This is a genomic window from Brachybacterium sp. AOP3-A1-3 (genome assembly GCF_052378285.1).
Taxonomy (GTDB): Bacteria; Actinomycetota; Actinomycetes; order Actinomycetales; family Dermabacteraceae; genus Brachybacterium.
Genome location: NZ_JBQSXM010000006.1, coordinates 1 through 17772 on the forward strand (window position 1 = coordinate 1; position 17772 = coordinate 17772).

Here is a 17772-nt window from a genome sequence, read left to right on the forward strand (position 1 = left end):
GAACCCTGGCCAGCCCAGGCCAGCCTCGGTCAGCCTCGGTCAGCCCAGGTCAGCCCAGGTCAGCCCAGGTCAGCCCCGGTCAGCCCCGGCCAGCCCCGGCCAGCCCCGGCCAGCCCCGGCCAGCCCAGGCCAGCCCCGGCCAGCCCCGGCCAGCCCGGGCCGGCCTTGGTCAGCTCTCGACGGGGGTGATCTCGCCGCGGAACATCTTCAGCACCACGAAGTTGTCCGCATAGGGGGCGTTCTCCAGGATCGGGTCGCCCTCCTTCGGGAAGCCCTGCACCCGCACGCCCTCGAGCGCGGGGTTGTTCCCGTAGCGCTCGAAGATCGGGATGATCGGCAGCAGCTCGTTGAACGCCAGCGCCGCCACGGAGACGTTCTTCTTCTGCTCCTCGATGTCCAGACCCTCGCCGGACTCGGCGACGATCTTCTCGAGGTCGACCGTGCCCGCGGAGGTCTTCACGTCCTGCAGCGGGAAGCCGTAGCCCTTGCCGCCCTGGTTCTTCGCGATCGGGATGTTGTGCACGAACAGGTCCGTCACGAAGGAGAAGTGCGGGTGCGGGTGGGCCGACGAGCCCCAGGCCTGCATCGCCATCTCGAAGTCACCCTTGTCGATGTCGATCGGGGCCTGCTTGTCGTCCAGACCGCGAGCCGTGACCGAGATGCCGAAGGCCACGAACTGCTCGGCGAGGTTCTTGCCCGAGGCCGACCAGTCGGCATAGGTCTGCGGGAACTGGATCTCGTACTCTGCGACCTTCCCCTCGGGGGTCTTCCAGGCGTCGCCGTCCTTCTTCCAGCCCGCCTCCTCGAGGAGCGAGGTGGCCTTGTCGAGATCCTGATCGTAGGTGTCGATCTTGCCCTTGACCTCGTCGGTCAGCCACTCGTCGACGAAGTTGTCCGAGAAGCCGACCATGTTGACCACGGCCTTGCCGGACTCCGCGAGCGAGATCTGCCCATTGGTGGCCCGGTCGATCATGTATGCGAAGGCCTTGCGGGTGCGCACATCGGCGAACTCGGGGAACTTGTCCTGGTTGAGGTACAGGGCAGGACCCGAGTACACCGGCGGGCGCAGGATCGTGTAGCCGGCCGACTCGAAGGGCTTCTCCGAGGCGGGGGCGAAGCCGTGCGTCGCATAGTCGACGTCCCCGGACTGCACGAGCGAGGTGATCTCGGTGGTCTCGCCGTTGTAGAGCACGACGCTGTCGAAGGTGACCTTGTCCGCTCCGTAGCCGGTCTTGTTCCGCACCAGCGTCAGCTGCGTGTTGGTGATCGTGTCGTAGTCGAAGTCGTACGGACCGGAGACCACGACGGTGTCGGGCTTGAAGGTCTGGAAGTCGGTGCCGAGCTTCGCGCCGTCGCCCTCGTCCATCGTGCCGCCGGCATCGATGACCGCCTTCGCACGGTCGGCGAACTCGCCGTACTGCGCGGTGGAGACGATGTTGCTCTTGAGCACGTAGCGCTCGAGCACCGCGGGCGGATTCTCGAAGCTCACCACGACGGTCAGGTCATCGGGAGCCTCGAGGCCCTTGATGAACTCCCACGAGGCCGCGCGCTGGATGAACTGGAGGTAGAAGGAGGTGAGATAGTCCTGGGACGTCAGCGCCGAGCCGTCGCTCCAGGTCAGGTCCGGCTTGATCTTCAGCGTGAGGGTGCCGGCATCGATGTCGAGCTCATGCGACTCCGCCAGCAGGTACTCCCACTTCTTGTCCGCCCACAGCCACAGGGCCGACGGCGGGATCAGCAGATCGCGGTACAGGCCGTCACCGATCGTCGCAGTGGGGACGCCCGCGTACGGCTGGGCGGCGAAGTTGAAGTGGCCCTCCGGCGGCGGCAGGTACGGCCAGGCGCCGTGGAATGCGCTGGCGCCGCCGCCCTCGCCTCCGCCGCCGCCACCCTCGGGCTCCGCGGGGGCACAGGCGACCATGCCCGCACCGGCCACGCTGGTCAGTCCGACCGCCTTGAACAGGTCGCGTCGACTCCAGTTCATGCTCATGAGTTCTCCTTGGTTGTGACGACAACGTCGTCGTTGAGGTCGGACATCGCGTCGTCGCGATGCCGTCGTCGGTCTGTGAGGAGTCGTGCGGCCACGGAGCCCACGACGATGCCGAGGCCGAGCACGAGCGCGAGGAGGCTGACGACCCTCTCGCCGGTGCCCGGAGCGGTCAGAGGGATCATGAGGGCCGAGCCGACCCCCACGAAGCACCCGAGGGACAGCAGGGCGCGGGTCGCGGTGTCGATCACGGGACGCCACCCCCGCCGACTGCGCCGCCCGCCGCACGCCCCGGGGCATTCCCCGTGCCGCCCGGAGCGCTCCCCGAGCCACCCGCGGCGCTCCCCGGCGAGCCTCCGCTCGCCGCCCCGACCGGAGACTCCGGCCGGGGGTCCGTCACCACCATGCAGGCGACGTCCTGGACGGTCGCCCCGGGAACGGGCTCGAGCACGGGGACGTTCTCGCGGCAGCGGTCCTGGGCGAGGGGGCAGCGCGGATGGAAGGTGCATCCGCTGGGCAGGTCGGACAGGCTCGGGATCTCGGCGCTGATCAGGCCACCGCCGGACTTCTTCTGTGCGGCCAGCTCGGGATCGGGCTCGGGGACCGCTTCGAGCAGCGCCTTGGTGTACGGGTGCTGCGGGTTGTTGATGACCTGCTGGGTGGGTCCCACCTCGACGATCTTGCCCAGGTACATCACCGCGGTCCGGCCCTCCCACGCGAAGTACTTCGCGAGCGCCAGGTCGTGGGTGATGTAGATGAAGCCGACGCCCTCCTCCTTGCGGAGCTTGGTGAGCATGTTCAGCAGGCTCACGCGGATCGACACGTCGAGCATCGAGGTCGACTCGTCCGCGATCAGCAGCCGCGGCGAGAGGGTGAGCCCGCGGGCGACGGCGACGCGCTGGCGCTGCCCACCGGACATCTGGTGCGGGAACTTCTCGCTGTAGCTGCCCGGCGGGGTGAGGTCCACGGTCGTCAGCAGCTCGTCCACCCGCTCATCGATCGCGGCGGCGCCCCGCGCGAGGCCGTGCTTCTTCAGCGGGATCGCGAGCGTGCTGCGCACGGAACGGATCGGGTTCAGCGAGGCATACGGATCCTGGTGGATGTACTGCACGGCGCGCCGGTACTCGCGGCGCTCCGCCCGGGTCATCGTCGAGAGGTCCTTGCCCTCGTAGCGGACCGTCCCGGAGGTCGGGGAGGCCAGACCCGCGGCGAGCCGGGCTGTGGTGGTCTTCCCGCTGCCGGACTCGCCGACCAGGCACAGCACCTCGCCCGGGCCCACGCTCAGGGACACGTCCGAGACGGCGGGAAGGTCCTTGCCCTTGACGTGGAACACCTGCGAGGCGCCGTCGAGCTCGATGAGCGGGACAGCAGGCTGGGCCGACGCAGGATGCTGGGCCGAGGAATCGGGGGTGGTCTCAGGCACGCGCGATCACCTTCCGTTCGTGGTGGACCTTGTCGTGGTGGATGCAGGCCGCGGCATGGGTCATGTCCTGCGGCCGCTCGGTCAGCGTGATCAGCTCGGGCTCGACGGCCCGGCACTCGTCGGTCGCGAGCTCGCACCGCGGGGCGAAGGCGCAACCGGGAGGCAGGGTCGCGAGCGAGGGCGGGGCACCGGGGATCGAGGCCAGCTCCGGCAGGTCGCCGGTCACCGGCGGCACCGCGTTGATCAGCTTGGACGTGTACGGGTGCTTGGGCGCGGTGAAGATGTCCTGCGTGGAGCCGGTCTCGATGACCTTCCCGGCATACATCGTCACCACCCGGTCGGCGAGCTCGGCGGCGAGCGCGAGGTCGTGCGAGATGAAGATCATCGCGAACTTGAACTCCTCGCGCAGCTCCGCGAGCAGGTCGATCACGGTGCGCTGGGTGAGGATGTCCAGCGCCGTGGTCGGCTCGTCCAGCACCAGCAGGCGCGGGTGCAGGAGCAGCCCGGTGGCGATCAGCGCACGCTGCTTCATGCCGCCGGAGAGCTCGTGCGGGTAGCTGCCCAGCACGCGTCGGGGCTCCAGCCGCACGGAGCGGAGAGCCTCGGCGGAGCGCTCGAGGATCTCCCGTCGGCCGATCCTCCCGTGGGCGTGATCCTTGAGCGTGTCGGCCATCTGCTGGCCGATGGTGAGCACCGGGTTGAAGGCGTTCTGCGCCCCCTGGAACACCATGGCGGCCTCGGACCAGCGCCACCGGCGCAGCTGCGCCTGGCTCATCGTGGTGACCTCGCGCTGCCGGCCGTCCTCGCCGGTGAACTGGACGGATCCGCTGCTGATCTCACCGAGGGTGGGCAGCAGGCGCAGCAGGGCGAGGCCGAGCGTCGTCTTGCCGCTGCCGGATTCGCCGACCAGGGCGAGGGAGCTCTCGGGGTACAGGTCGAAGCTGACCCCGCGCAGCGCCCGCACGCGGGAGTTCTTGCCGGTGCGATAGGCGACCTCGAGGTCGCGCACCGCGAGCACGGGCTCGGGGGCACCGGCAGCGGTCGTGGTCTGCGAGCCGGTCGCGGGATGCGAGCCGGTCGGGGGTGTCGTGGAGTCGGTCATCAGCGGTCCCTCAGTCGGGGGTTGAGGATCTCTTCGAGGGTGCGGGTCAGGAGGATCAGGCCCAGCTGGAGCAGCACGATCATCGTGACCGGGGCGATGATGTACGGCATCGCGTCGGGGTTGAACATCGCGCCCTTGGTCCACGCGTCGTTGATCATGATTCCCCAGTTGCTGCCCTTCTGCGGGGCGAGGCCCAGCAGGTACAGGCCCACCATCGCGTAGATCGCGTTGGTGACCGCGATGATGAAGTTGATCAGGATGTAGCTGGCCATGTTGGGGACGATCTCCCCGAACACGATGCGCACCCAGCCCACGTCGAGCAGCTGCGCCGCCTCGACGAACTCGCGCTCCTTGAGGGAGAGCACCTGGGCGCGGATCGAGCGCATCAGCACCGGCCAGCTCAGGATGCCGATGATCACGGCGAGCAGCGCGGGCGAATCGAGCTTGTAGAACGCGCCGACCACGGCCAGCAGCACGATCTGCGGCACGGTCATCACGACGTCGGTCAGCTGGAGCATGAGCGCATCGAAGCGGCCGCCGAAGTAGCCGGCCAGCGAGCCGATCGCCACGGCGATCACGGTGGTGATCGTCGCCGCGAGGAAGCCGACCATCAGCACGGTGGTGCCGCCGGTGACGAGCAGGTGGAGGGTGTCCTTGCCGCTGCCCTCGAGGCCCAGCCAGTGGCTGCCGCTGGGGGCCTCCCAGGCGCGGGCCGGATCCCCGATGATCTGGGTGCCGAGGATCAGGGGTCCCACCAGGGAGACCAGCAGGATCGCGACCACCAGGCAGAGCCCGATGAAGCCGGACGTGCTGCGGGTGAGCTCGTTGAACAGTCGACGCAGGGGGCTGACCCCGGCGGCCTTGCCGGGGATCGGGATCCCCGGCTCGGTGGTGACGGGCGGTGCCGAGGCGCTCATGCCGCACCTCCTTCGCCGAGCCGGATCCGCGGGTCCAGCGCGGCGTTGATGAGGTCCGCGGCGAGGTTCGCGAGCACGACGGTGATGGTCACGACCAGCAGCACCCCCTGGATGGTCGGATAGTCGCGGGTGTTGATCGACTCGAACAGCAGCAGGCCGATGCCCCGGTACGAGAACGTCTGCTCGACGAAGATCGCGCCGCCGACGATGAAGCCGGCCTGCGTGGCGATCTGGGCGATCAGCGGCAGGAGGGCGTTGCGGCCGACGTAGTTGGTCTGGATGCGGGATTCCTTCAGACCGCGCGCCTTCGCGACGGTCACGTAGTCCTCACCCAGCACCTGGGTGGTCGAGGCCTTCATGATCAGCGCCCAGGTCCCCACGGTGGTGAGGATGTACGTGATCATCGGCAGCGTCGCGTGATAGCCGATGTCGGAGAGGAACCGGAGGGAGAGCTCCGGATCCACCCCCGGGGAGACGTTGCCGCGCATCCGGGTGTAGTCGATGACTCCGAGCTGGACCGCGCCGACGACCACGATGAGGATCGCGAGCAGGTAGTTGGGGATCGCGTGGAAGCCGCTGCCGATGATGGAGACGGCGTGGTCGATGATCCCGCCACGGCGGTACGCCATGATCATGCCCAGGATCAGGCCCACCGTGATGGAGATCAGCAGGGCCAGGCCCACGCTGTAGAGGGTCCACGGGAGGTACTGGGCGATCTTCTCGGTCACCGTGATGCCGGGGGTCTTGATCGACGTGCCCAGGTCGCCCTGCAGCAGGCCGCCCAGGTAGTCGAGGTACTGGCGCCACAGCGGGGTCGCCGGGTCGAAGCGGAAGTAGTTCTGCGCCTCGGCGGCCGCCTGCTCGTAGCTCTTGCCGTACAGGGCGATCTGCTGGTTGACATAGACGTCCACAGGGTTGCCCGGGAGCAGGCGCACCATGAGGAACACGCCGGAGGCGACCACCCAGATCACGAAGACCGAGCGCACCAGGCGCCGCAGGACGAACGAATGGTAGATCCGATGCCCCAGCGGCGCCTTGGGGCGCGCGAGGGGACGAAGCCCCGGCGGGGCCCCCGGCGTCGATACATCAGCGGTCATTGCTCTCCTCGGTCAAGCGACGGTGCTCGATGCGAAACTCTAACCACATTGTGACTGCTCCCACAGAGGGACACGGTCACAATCTGGTATTTCTGCAGGGGGCATTCATAATTCCGTCGCCCAGCCCCTCCCGGGCTCGGAGCGGCGGCTGTGCGCACCGCGGAGCCCCGCCCGTCCGCCGCCACGGCCGCACCACGCGCGCACGCTGCTCGGCCGACGGGCGGCGCGGCGCCGGGCAGGGAGGGAGAGGTCGCTCCTGGTCAGCGAGTTTGTGCAGTGAGTTCGTCCCGAGAGCTCGTTCAGAGTGTGCGTTCAGAGAGTGCGTTCAGAGAGTGCGTTCAGGCGGGATGATCGGCCCGAGTGCTCAGCGACGTGTCCCCTGCGCCAGACGGTGCCGTGGTCCCCGCGCCAGACGGTGCAGCACCGGTACCGCCTGCAGACCCAGGTCCACCTGGTCCAGCGCGAGGTCGAGATCCTGCTGGTCGAACCGCCTGCCGTACTCATCGCGGCTCGCGGCGACGATCCCTGCGGCAGACGGATCGGCGGCCACGAGCGGTGCGGCGGTGCCGTGCACCTCCAGCCGCAGCGTGTTCTCCCCGGGGCGCAGGACGTCGGTGAGGTCGAGCCGATGGGGTGCATCCCAGATGACCCCGGCCTCTCTGCCGTCGACCGAGACCACCGCGATCTCGCGCACGGGCGGTGCCAGGAGCACGCGATAGCTCGCCGCCTGCCGAGTCGAGTTCTCCAGGATCCGGCTCGGACCGAGGTCGAGCACCAGAGCGGAGGCGTCGTCGCACCAGCCGGGCTCCACGACCACCGTGGTCTCGTACGTCCCGGACACCAGCGGCGGCTCGGTCCCCCAGCGGTGCGGGAGTTGGACCTCGACGGGCTCCTCCCCCGAGCCCTCACCCGAGCCCGCCACCAAGCCCTCACCCAGGCCCACTCCCCGGCCGACTCCCCGGCCGACTCTGGGCGTGAACCTCCAGGGACCGTCGAGGCGGAGGGCATCCGGGCGAGCGCTCTCGCGCCCCGCACCCGACGTGCCACGATCCGGATCCGGCACCACCGTCTCGGAGACGACCGCTTCGGAGACGACCGCTTCAGGGACGACCGCTTCGGACACCACTTCCCCGGAGGCCACGAGCACGGTCGCCTCGTAGGGATGCAGCGTCACCGTGGCCACGCCGCCCTGGTGCGTCGTGGTCCCAGCCCCGGGGTTCCGGGGATCCCACTGCTCGCAGCGGGCCCGGCGGATGCGCGGGGTCAGGCCGACCGCGCGCACCTGCGGCCCGGTGTTGGCCACGAAGTAGACGTCCCCGTCGGCCAGCCGTCGATGGACGACGCCGATCTCCCCTCCGCCGCCCTCCAGGGCCATGTCAGGGGCCAGACTCCTCGCGAGCACCTCGGGGAGGCTCGCCGCGTCGGCCGCGATCCCCTCGGGGTAGGCGGGCGAGTCGACGGCGATGACGGTGCCGCCGGCCTCCCGGACCGCGTCGAGCCACGCGCGGGCGGGATGTCGGAGCCGAGTGACCCGCGGCAGCACCACGACGGAGGCGCTGCGCGCCTCGAGCAGGTCGAGCGCCTGGTCGTCGACCAGATCGAGGTCGTAGCCGGCACGCCGGATCGCGGCCGGGATCTCCGGCCCGATGTGGTCGCGGCAGGCTCGCCAGAGGTCGAAGCCCTCGCCGTGGGCGGCGTACAGATCGCTCGTGGGCAGGTAGATCTTCACGTCGGCCACCGGTTTCCCCTGCCGCAGGAGCCAGGAGAGGCGGGTCAGGTAACGGGTCAGCTCGGGCATCGCGGGCCACCAGGGGTTGCGGTCGTCCAGCGCCCCGGCGGCGTAGAACATCCATCCCATCCCGGGCGCCTCGGGCGGGGAGTACGGCCAGCCGTGGCCCACGAACTGGTTGATTCCCAGCAGGAGATGCTCGTGCGCCTCGCCTTTGAGATCCAGCGGGGTGGCGCGGAAGGAGGGCGAGTGCACCCAGGTCCAGATCTCGCTGGAGACCAGGTCACGGCCGTCCAGGTGCGCCGCGGAGGAGGCCCAGCGGGTCTGCGGCAGCCCCGTCCAGCCCCAGCCCTCGCCCTCGATGAGGTCGGCTCCGAGCTGAGAGCTGAGCGTCACCGGAGGCTGGCCGTAGCCCTGGAGGCGGAAGGGGATCCCCCGGTCACGGGCCCACTCGCGGCAGACCGCCACGAAGTTCTCCTCGACGAGCTCGGTGAGGGTGCGGCCCATGTCGATCCGGAAGGCGGCCGATCCGTCCTCGTCGACGTGGAGCCGGTGCAGCAGCGGCAGCGGGTCGTAGCCGCGACGACGCGCGAACTCCTGCGGGAGGTCCGGCGTCCAATCCGCCCCGTACACCTCGAGGCTGTCGCAGAACACGGAGCCGAGCAGCTCGGCGGGGACCGCCTCGAGCAGCGCCCCGCCCACCATGTCGAGGTGATGGCGGGCGGCCTCGGCCGAGTAGTGGTCGAGCACGGGTCCTTCCGCGCCGGCGGAGGCCCGCTTGACCTGCTGGCCGGTCACCCGGGACCAGGCCAGCAGCACCGTGCGAGGTCCGCGGCCGGCCGGGACGTGCAGCACCTCGCCGAGGGGCAGCGGGGTCCAGTCATCCGGCGGGAATCCCTCGCCGACGAACGCGGCGACGAGCTCGTCCCCGGGCCAGGGACTGGTCACCGTCACGTCGAAGGGCTCGGGCGAGATGTCCCGTCGGTCCCAGTGCAGGGTGCGGGAGGCGTGCTCCGGCCCGATGTGGGAGCCGCCGTAGGACCAGCCGCTGGTGAGCGTCACGTCCAGGCGCAGTCCGAGATCACGCGCGGTCTCCGCGGCGTGGCGCACCTGCGCGAGCAGCCCGTCGGAGAGGAACCGCGGCGATCCCTCCCGCAGCGGGTAGACGAAGGCGAGCTCCGCTCCGCCGAGGCCGGCGTCGGCCATCGCGCGCAGCTCGCGATCGATCTCGGCCTCCTCGACGTCAGGGCCGAACCACCACCAGCGCATCAGGGGGCGCGCCGCCGGATCGGGCTCCGTGAACCCTGTCCGGACATCATCGATGGTCGGTCTGGTCATCGTGGTCACCTCTGGGTGTGGTGCGAAGATCCCGGATCCGTCGGAGCAGCGACCTCGGTGCTGCCTCCCGGGCGACTGCAGCTGCGCTGTGACGACTCAGCGGTGCGGCGGCGTCCAGATATGCACGGCATCCTCCCGCGCCCACGACACCCCGAGCTCGCTGAAGGGACGCCCCTCGGCGAGCGCGGCGTGCAGCGTCTGCTCGATGTCCTCGACCACGGGATGCGCGGCGTCCCCCTCACCCTGCCAGTCGACCGCCGCATCGGCGACCGGGGCGGGGTCGGGCGCGGACTGGATCGCCTCGAGCACGGCGCTGAACGCCCCGGTCGAGCTCAGCGGCGAGATCAGCGCGACGCTGCGCTCGCGGACATGGTCGATGAGGTTCTCCAGCAGGTCGAGGCGCTGGTGGGAGAGCTCCGCAGCTCTTCCGTCGGCCCTTCTCTCCGTCTCTCCCCCAGCGCCCCGCGTGCGCCGGGAGGTGTCGTCGGTGTACTGCAGCCGGTGGGTGCCGTCGGTCCCGACGATCTCGACCCACGGCGGACTCTGCGCGGGCGCCGTGGTCGTCAGCGCGCAGACCACCGAGGGGCCCTCCCCCGTGGGGTCGATGCGCAGGAAGGTCGTGTCGTCGGCCTCGATGTCGTGGGCCCGGCGCAGCTCGGTCGTCACCCGCGCGATGTCGGAGACCTCCTGGATCCCGGCGATGACCAGGGCCGCGTGCACGGAATGGGCGAGCGGGTTCGTGGCGACCCCGTCGGCCACCCGTCGGCCGTTCAGGCGGCGCCTGCCTGCCCAGGCCGAGCGGTTGTAGTACGCGCGGTCCCGCTGCCAGGCCCCATACGCTCGCACGGTGTCGACCCGTCCGAGAGCACCGGTCGCGACCTCTTCGCGCAGCACGTCCACGCCCGCCCCGCCGCGCGCTTGGAAGCCGACCTGCACGGAGCGCCCAGCGGCGTCGGCCGCCTCGAGCAGGCTCCAGTGATCTGCGAGAGCCGGCACCGGAGGCTTCTCGAGGTAGACGTCGAGCCCGGCGGCGAGCGCCTCGGTCGCGAGCGGCACATGGGTGTCGATCGGGGTCGCGATGATGACGATCTCGGGCCGGTCCTCGGCGGGCGTCGCGGAGAGCAGATCGGCGAGCGAGCGGTGATGGATCGCGCGCAGCTCCTCGGGCGGCTCTGCCACATCGACGACACCCACCAGGCGGGCGATGCCGGCTCCCTCGAGCCGGGCGAGGGTGCGCAGGTGCACGGCACCGAAGCCGTGCGTGCCGATCAGCGCGATCCGGGCCGGGCCGGTGGGCGTCGTGGTGCTCACGGGACTCGGAGTCATCGGGCGGCCTCCGCGGTGTCGCGGCGCGAGAGGTCCAGGCCCAGGAACTCCCTGACGTCGATCGGCAGACCCGTGGCGAGCGATTCGTTGCCGCAGATGCCCACGCTGATCGCGCGCAGCCCGTCGCGGTGATCGGAGGGTCGTCCCAGCTCGTCCTGCGCGGGGCCCACGAAGACGTCGCGCAGCAGCAGGGCGTCGCCGCCGCCGTGGCCGCCCACGCCCTCGGGGATCGCCACCTCACGGGCGGGCTCGAAGTGCTTCTGCACCACGAGGCGCTCCCCGCGCTCGCGCACCCCGGCGTCGGGCGCGGTCACCGCGACGGCGCTGGGGTCGACGTGGGCATGACCGTCCTCCTCCTCGACGATCACCTCCGCGCGCTCGATCACCTCGAGCTCGGCGCGGCCGGCGGTGCCGTTGATCGCCACCCGGTAGCCCTCCCACGGGCTGTGGGCGCTCAGGGCGTAGGTGAGCACGGGCCCGCCGACGTAGTCGACGATCGCGGTGAGGTTGTCCTCGGTGGTGATCCCGGCGTCGAACACGGAGCGATCGCGCTGGTAGCCGTCGTGCTGCTCGGCGCGGAGGTAGAGCGCCTCGAGGCGTTCGTCGGAGCGCAGGTCCAGCTCGAAGGGATCGTGCGCGCCGTCATGGGTGCCGCGCTCGGGCAGGGGTGCCCGGCCGCGGGCGGCGGCGTTGTCCTGCCCGTAGAAGCGCAGGCCGCCGCGGGCGTAGACCCGCGCGGGGGTGTCGGCGATCCACCAGTTCACGAGGTCGAAGTGGTGCGCGGCCTTGTGGATGAACAGGCCGCCGCTGTTGGTCTTGTCGCGGTGCCAGCGGCGGAAGTAGTCCGCGCCGTGCTGGGTGTCCAGCACCCACTCGAAGGTCACGGAGACCACGTCACCGATCTCGCCGGAGGCGATGACCTGCTTGAGCGCGGTGTTGCGCGGGCTGTAGCGGTAGTTGAAGGTCACCACCACGCTGCGTCCGGTGCGATCGATGGCGTCCTGGATCGCGCGGGCCGACGGGGCGTCGATGGTCAGGGGCTTCTCGACGATGACGTCGGCCCCCGCCTCGAGCGAGCGCACCACGTGCTCAGCGTGGAGGCGGTCCACGCTGGTGACGATCACGCGGTCCACCTTCTGCTCGCGGATGACGTCCTCGAGCTGCTCGGGCCCGGCGAGGACCACCTCGGCGAAGGCCGGGACGCGGTCGCGGTGGAACTCGCGACGGGCCGGATTCACGTCCAGCAGAGCCACCAGCTCGGCGACGTCGGCATGGGGGCCGGCGATCGCGTCGAGGTACAGCTGGGCGCGGTGTCCGGAACCGATCAGGGCATAGCGGGTGGGCATGACTCTCCTGGCTGGGGGTGGTCGAGCGGGTGGAGCGGGGTGCGGTGCCTACTTGATGCCGGTGGTCGCGAAGCCCTTGACGAGGAATCGCTGACCGAACAGGAACACGAGGAACAGCGGGATCAGGGAGACGACCGACATGGCGAACATGGCGCCCCAGTCGGAGGACCCCTGGGTGTCCAGGAACGACTTCAGCGCGAGCGGCACGGTGAAGTTGTCCGGCGTGGTCAGGTAGATGAGGGAGCCGAAGAAGTCGTTCCACATCCACATGAAGGTGAAGATCGTCGTGGTCGCGAGCGCCGGCAGCATGAGCGGCAGGATCACCTGGAAGAAGATCCGGAAGTGGCCGCAGCCGTCGATGCGAGCGGCCTCGTCGAGCTCCCGGGGGATGCCGCGGATGAACTGGACCATGAGGAACACGAAGAAGGCGTCGGTGGCCAGGAACTTCGGCAGGATCAACGGGAGCATCGTGTTCACCCAGCCCGTCTGGCTGAACATGATGTACTGCGGCACGATCACCACGTGGATCGGCAGCATCAGCGTCATGAGCATGATCGCGAAGGCGATGTTGCGGCCCCAGAACTTCAGCCTCGCGAAGGCGTAGGCCGTCAGCGAGCAGGCGATGAGGTTGCCGATCACGCAGCCCAGCACCAGCAGCGTCGAGTTGATCAGGTAGTGCGAGAACGGCTGTGCGAGGGATTCCCAGCCGCGCACGTAGTTCGAGAAGTCCAGGCTGATCGGGAAGATGCCGGGGTTGCGGAAGATCTCGTCGTTGGGTCGCAACGAGGAGACCACCATCCACAGCAGCGGATAGATCATCACGATCGACGCGACGATCATGATCGCGTGGCGCACGCCGCGGCGCACGAGGTGATTGCGGCGGGGGCGGGGCGTCGGCGCCGCGGTGTCGGTGCCCGGGGCCTCGGCGGAGGTCGGTCGGCTCTGCAGATCAGTCATCGTAGAACACCCAGAACTTGGAGACGAAGAAGTTGATGGCGGTGAAGATCGCGACGATGATCAGCAGCAGCCACGCCATCGCGGAGGCATAGCCCATGTCGAACTGGGTGAAGCCCTTCTGGTAGAGGTACAGCGTGTAGAACATCGTGGAGTCCGACGGCCCGCCGGTGCCGCCCGAGACCACGAACGCCTGCGTGAACGACTGGAACGCGTTGATGACCTGCAGCACCACGTTGAAGAAGATGATCGGCGTGAGCAGCGGGATCGTGATCTTGAAGAACTGCGCGACCTTCGAGGCACCGTCGACGGACGCCGCCTCGTAGTACATCTCGGGGATCTGTCGCAGGCCCGCGAGGAAGATGATCATCGGTGAACCGAAGGTCCACACGTGCAGCAGGATGATCGTGCCCAGCGCGGTGTCGGGGTTCGACACCCAGCCCGGCAGATCCGTGAGGCCGAACATCCCGGCGACCTGGTTGATCAGGCCGTTCGCACCGAACATCTGGCGCCACAGGATCGCGATGGCCACCGAGCCGCCCAGCAGGGACGGCAGGTAGAAGATCGAGCGGTAGAACGCCAGACCCTTGATGCCCTGGTTCAGCACCACCGCGAGCAGCAGCGCCATGACCAGCTGCAGCGGGGTCCCCACGAACACGTAGATGAAGGTGACCACCAGCGAGTTGTGCAGGCGGGTGTCGCCGATCATCTCCTTGATGTTGTCGAGTCCTACGAACTCGGGCGGGGCCAGCAGGCTGTAGTCGGTGAACGCGAGCACGAACGACGCGACCATCGGGATCAGCGTGATGCCCAGCAGCCCCACCAGCCACGGCAGCATGAACACCAGCGCCGACTTGTTGTCGGGGTGCTTCTCCTTCGCACCGCCCTTCTTGCGATTCGACACCATCTGTGTCAGTTCGCCGACTGCACTCATCGGTCCCTTCCCTTCATCGTTCCGCCGGAGTTCCCTGCCGGGAGGGGTCTGCTCCCCTCCCGGCAGGGCGCTGCGGCACGGGTTGTCCCAGCGTCGGTCGACTCAGCCAAGCGCGGAGGTGAGGTCGTCGAGCACACGCTGGGCGGCCTCCTCGGGCGTGAGCTTGCCGAAGAGCATGTCCTCGCCGGCGCGGGTGAGGATGTCCTCGAACTGGCCGCCGCCCTGCGGGGTGATCTCCGGGGCGTCGCCGAGCTCGCTCTCGATGGACTCGAGGTAGTCCACGGCCTTCTTGTTGGCCTCGTCGAGGTCCGGGACGATCGCCTCGCGCACCTTCATGTTGCCGGGCACGCCGCGCTCGACCGAGAGGATCTTGCCGGCGTCCGGGGAGTTCACGAGGAAGTCCACGAACGCGACCGCGGCCTCGGGATCCGACGCCTTCGCCGAGACGGCCCAATACATGGATGCCTTGTACCAGAGCTGGGCCGCGGCGGAGGAGCCCTCCATGGACGGCGGGCGCAGCACCACGACGCCCTCGGGGACGAGCCCGTCATGCGCGACGACCTGGTTCGACCAGGCCACCGTCATGGCGACCTTGCCGGTGGCGAACAGCGACTGGTCCATCGCCTGGGCGGCGTCCTCGACCGAGACGCTGGCGTCGGGCCCGGCGCCGCTGTCCTGGATCTTCTGGGACCACTCGAACCAGCTCGTGGCGGTCTTCACGTCGAAGCCGGCGGCGCCGTCCTTGTACTGGTCCTGGCCGGCCTGGCGCACGTACACCTGGAACAGGCCCTGGATGGAGCCCATCTGGGTCATGCCGTAGGTGCCCTTGTCGGTGTTCTCGGAGATCTTCACCGCGGTGTCGATGAGGTCGTCCCAGGTCCAGGTGGTGTCGTCGGGGATGTCGACCCCCGCGTCCTCGAAGACGACCGGGTTGATCAGGAACGCGAAGGCGTTCAGCCCGGCATTGATCGCGGCGAGGCCCACGTCGGGCAGCTCGCCCACCTCGACCGAGCCGGGCACGAAGTCGTCGGTGGTCAGCCCGGCCCCGGCGAGGTCCAGCAGCGCGCCGCGGCCGCCGTACTCGGCCAGGTACTTCTCGTCCATCTGGACGATGTCGGGGAAGTCGCCGCCGGCGGTCTGGGTGGCGAGCTTGTCCCAGTAGCCGCTCCACTCGCCGGGCTCGAGGTTGATGGTGACGGCGTCGTCGACCTCCTTGTAGGCCTCGACGACCTTCTTCGTGTTCTCGTCACGGGTGGGGTTGCCCCACCAGGCGAGGCGGAGCGTCGAGGCGCCGTCCTCGCCGCCTCCTCCCCCGGAGCCGCCGGAGGAGTTGGGACCGCAGGCCGCGAGGCCCGCGAGGCCGGGGACGGCGAGGCCGAGGGCAAGTGCAGAACGTCGAGTGAACATGAGATCTCCTGTGATCTTCGAATACGCATCCAGGGCGCCGTAGCGAGGTCCTCGGGTCGACCACCATGGTCGGCCCGGATCAGGGGCGATGCTCGGGCGGGCCCCGTCGGCCCGGGACCCGGACCGCTGGAATCCTGCCCACTGCGACCCAGCACGCACGACGGCGCGCACCAGGGCACTGCGGCGGTGAAAGGTTTCATTCCTTTCTCCTGGCCACCCGCTCTCCGCCGTCCCGCTCAGGGGGCGGCGGCCGCCAGGCGACTCACCTCAGGAAAGCGCTTGACGACCCGTCTTGTCAACCCGTCGGCGTTACGGCTGAGTCACGGCCCGCTCGCGACCCTCTCGCTGCCGCCCCGTGGACCGGTCGCCATCCTGGCGCAAAATCTACAACGTTGCATGTCGTCGCCGGCGGACTCGCTCGGGACTCATCCGGCGGCCCGCTCGAGGACTCGTCCTGCGACTCTTCCGGTGACTCGCCCGGCGACCCGCCCGGGAACCACGATGCCGGCCCAGCGCCACCGTCGACGCCCTCCGTGCCGCCTGCGGTGCGGAATCCCTTGTCCGCTCCACGAACGGCCGGTTACTGTGACCGCACTGCTTGCCCTGAAACGACTCAGCGCGTCGAGGTCCCCCATGGACGTGGGCCCGACCGCCGGAGCCCTGCCGGAAGGATCGACGATGATCACCCGCCGACGCACCCTCGGACTGCTCGCCGCCGGAACCCTGCCCGTCCTCGCCGCCTGCGGCCCCAACGCCGCCGGCGGCTCAGGAGGCTCCGGCGGATCGGGCGGGGACGGCAGCGCCGTCCGGATCTACTGGTGGGGAGGCGACCTGCGCAACGGGCTCACCCGCGACGCGCTGGACCTGTTCACGCAGGCCCACGCCGAGATCTCCGTCAGCCCTGAGTACAGCGAGTGGACGGGGTACTGGGACAAGCTCGCCACCCAGTTCGCCGGCGGCGACGCCCCGGACGTGCTGCAGATGGACGAGGCCTACATCGACTCCTACGGCACCCGGAACTCGCTGCTCGACCTCGAGACGGTCTCCGATCTGCTGGACCTCAGTGCGATGGACGAGGCCGTGCTGGACACCGGGCGTCTGGCCGACGGCACGCTCGTCGGCGCACCGCTGGGCGTCGGGATCTTCTCCGTCGGCGTGAACCCGGAGATCCTCGAGCAGGCCGGCCTCGACATGCCGGACGACACCTCGTGGACCTGGGACGACTTCGCCGAGATCACCGGCGCAGTGAGCGACTGGGCGAAAGAGGCCGACGAGGACATCATCGGCTTCGACTTCTTCGGCACCAGCGCTGCCGAGCTCGGCGCCTGGGCCCGCCAGAGCGGCGAGCAGCTGTTCCCCCGCGAGGACGAGACGCTGGTCAGCAAGGACACCATCGTCGCCTACCTCGAGTACGCCCTGGCTCTCGTCGAGTCCGGAGCTGTCGTCGGCCCCTCGGAGCAGATCGAGGACTTCGCCGCCGGCGTGGAGCAGGGCCGGTTCGGGACCAGCCGTGCCGCTTTCCATCTCCAGTTCCACACCCAGGTGCAGACCTTCCAGAAGTCCACCGGAGCGCCCCTGCAGCTGCTGCGCCTGCCCGCCCGGACCAGCGGTGATCCGCAGATGGTCAACAAGGCCTCGATGTACTGGTCGATCGCCGCGGGCTCGAAGGCCGTGGACTCCGCCGCCACGCTCGTGAACTTCCTCCTGCGTGATCCGGAGGCCGCGAAGATCCTCAAGATCGAACGCGGCGTGACCTCGTTCCCCGAGCTGCAGGACGAGATCGCGACCGTGCTCGATGACGACGAGATGGTCTCGCTCGACTTCGCCCGCGACATGCAGGCCGAGGTGGTGCGGCCGCCGCTGGTCACCCCCGCTTCCGGCGTCGGATTCGGCGACGAGCTCTCCCGGCTCGGCGAGGAGTCCCTGTTCGGGAACCGGCCCCCGGCCGATGTCGCCGGCGAGATCCTGAGCGTCCTGGAGGGTATGCAGCCCGAGGGTTGAGCACACGTGCCCCGCGCTTCGACGGAGGTCGTGACATGAGTGCGGTCGGGACGTGAGTCGTGCCGTCACGTGGGTGCGGCGACCGCGCCGTGAGTCGTGCCGCCACGCTGGTGCGACCGCGCCGTGACCGAGGTGCAGGCCTGCTGCCGGGCTCGGCCCCATGCCGACCTTTCCTCCACAGCGGGTGGTTATCCACCATCGTGACTCGCCG

General features: G+C 69.6%; 13 protein-coding genes. 1 reads left to right on the top strand and 12 read right to left on the bottom strand.

Features of this window, described 5'->3' with window-relative positions; genetic code table 11:
* Nucleotides 1-169: 169 nt before the first annotated feature.
* The 12 genes from ACT3T5_RS09990 to ACT3T5_RS10045 all read right to left on the bottom strand — a co-directional run bounded on the left by ACT3T5_RS09990 (nt 170) and on the right by ACT3T5_RS10045 (nt 15560).
* A complete protein-coding gene (locus tag ACT3T5_RS09990; RefSeq protein ID WP_444577295.1) occupies nt 170-1990 on the bottom strand; it encodes an ABC transporter substrate-binding protein in 1821 nt (606 codons plus the stop codon).
* Nucleotides 1987-2238 (bottom strand): hypothetical protein, encoded by a 252-nt coding sequence (locus ACT3T5_RS09995; RefSeq protein WP_444594269.1) that lies wholly within the window; start codon nt 2236-2238, stop codon nt 1987-1989. Before ACT3T5_RS09995 ends, ACT3T5_RS09990 begins: the two co-directional genes overlap by 4 nt.
* Nucleotides 2235-3410: an ABC transporter ATP-binding protein gene (locus ACT3T5_RS10000; RefSeq protein ID WP_444594270.1), complete on the bottom strand. Its 1176-nt coding sequence runs from the start codon at nt 3408-3410 to the stop codon at nt 2235-2237. The genes ACT3T5_RS09995 and ACT3T5_RS10000 overlap by 4 nt, the downstream gene beginning before the upstream one ends.
* Nucleotides 3403-4512: an ABC transporter ATP-binding protein gene (locus ACT3T5_RS10005; protein ID WP_444594271.1), complete on the bottom strand. Its 1110-nt coding sequence runs from the start codon at nt 4510-4512 to the stop codon at nt 3403-3405. Before ACT3T5_RS10005 ends, ACT3T5_RS10000 begins: the two co-directional genes overlap by 8 nt.
* Nucleotides 4512-5429 carry an ABC transporter permease gene (locus ACT3T5_RS10010; protein WP_444577292.1) on the bottom strand — a complete coding sequence of 306 codons (918 nt, stop codon included), beginning with the start codon at nt 5427-5429 and terminating at the stop codon, nt 4512-4514. The genes ACT3T5_RS10005 and ACT3T5_RS10010 overlap by 1 nt, the downstream gene beginning before the upstream one ends.
* Nucleotides 5426-6526, bottom strand: coding sequence for an ABC transporter permease (locus tag ACT3T5_RS10015; RefSeq protein ID WP_444577291.1), 1101 nt, complete (start codon nt 6524-6526; stop codon nt 5426-5428). The genes ACT3T5_RS10010 and ACT3T5_RS10015 overlap by 4 nt, the downstream gene beginning before the upstream one ends.
* Before the next feature lie 364 nt (nt 6527-6890).
* Complete coding sequence (locus tag ACT3T5_RS10020) at nt 6891-9593, bottom strand: glycosyl hydrolase (RefSeq protein WP_444594272.1); 2703 nt, start codon at nt 9591-9593, stop codon at nt 6891-6893.
* Nucleotides 9594-9689: 96 nt separating this feature from the next.
* Complete coding sequence (locus ACT3T5_RS10025; protein ID WP_444594273.1) at nt 9690-10919, bottom strand: Gfo/Idh/MocA family protein; 1230 nt, start codon at nt 10917-10919, stop codon at nt 9690-9692.
* Nucleotides 10916-12265, bottom strand: a complete 1350-nt coding sequence (locus ACT3T5_RS10030) for a Gfo/Idh/MocA family protein (protein WP_444594274.1) — start codon at nt 12263-12265, stop codon at nt 10916-10918. Before ACT3T5_RS10030 ends, ACT3T5_RS10025 begins: the two co-directional genes overlap by 4 nt.
* A gap of 48 nt (nt 12266-12313) precedes the next feature.
* On the bottom strand, nt 12314-13222 hold the full coding sequence (locus ACT3T5_RS10035) for a carbohydrate ABC transporter permease (RefSeq protein WP_444577287.1): 909 nt from the start codon (nt 13220-13222) through the stop codon (nt 12314-12316).
* Entirely contained in the window at nt 13215-14153 is a 939-nt protein-coding gene (locus ACT3T5_RS10040; RefSeq protein WP_441462698.1) for a carbohydrate ABC transporter permease, read from the bottom strand. The genes ACT3T5_RS10035 and ACT3T5_RS10040 overlap by 8 nt, the downstream gene beginning before the upstream one ends.
* 102 nt (nt 14154-14255) lie before the next feature.
* Nucleotides 14256-15560, bottom strand: a complete 1305-nt coding sequence (locus tag ACT3T5_RS10045; protein ID WP_444594275.1) for an ABC transporter substrate-binding protein — start codon at nt 15558-15560, stop codon at nt 14256-14258.
* Between the two features lie 678 nt (nt 15561-16238).
* On the opposite strand from ACT3T5_RS10045, the gene ACT3T5_RS10050 reads away from it, so the two are divergent.
* Nucleotides 16239-17561: an ABC transporter substrate-binding protein gene (locus tag ACT3T5_RS10050; protein WP_444577286.1), complete on the top strand. Its 1323-nt coding sequence runs from the start codon at nt 16239-16241 to the stop codon at nt 17559-17561.
* Nucleotides 17562-17772: the final 211 nt, after the last annotated feature.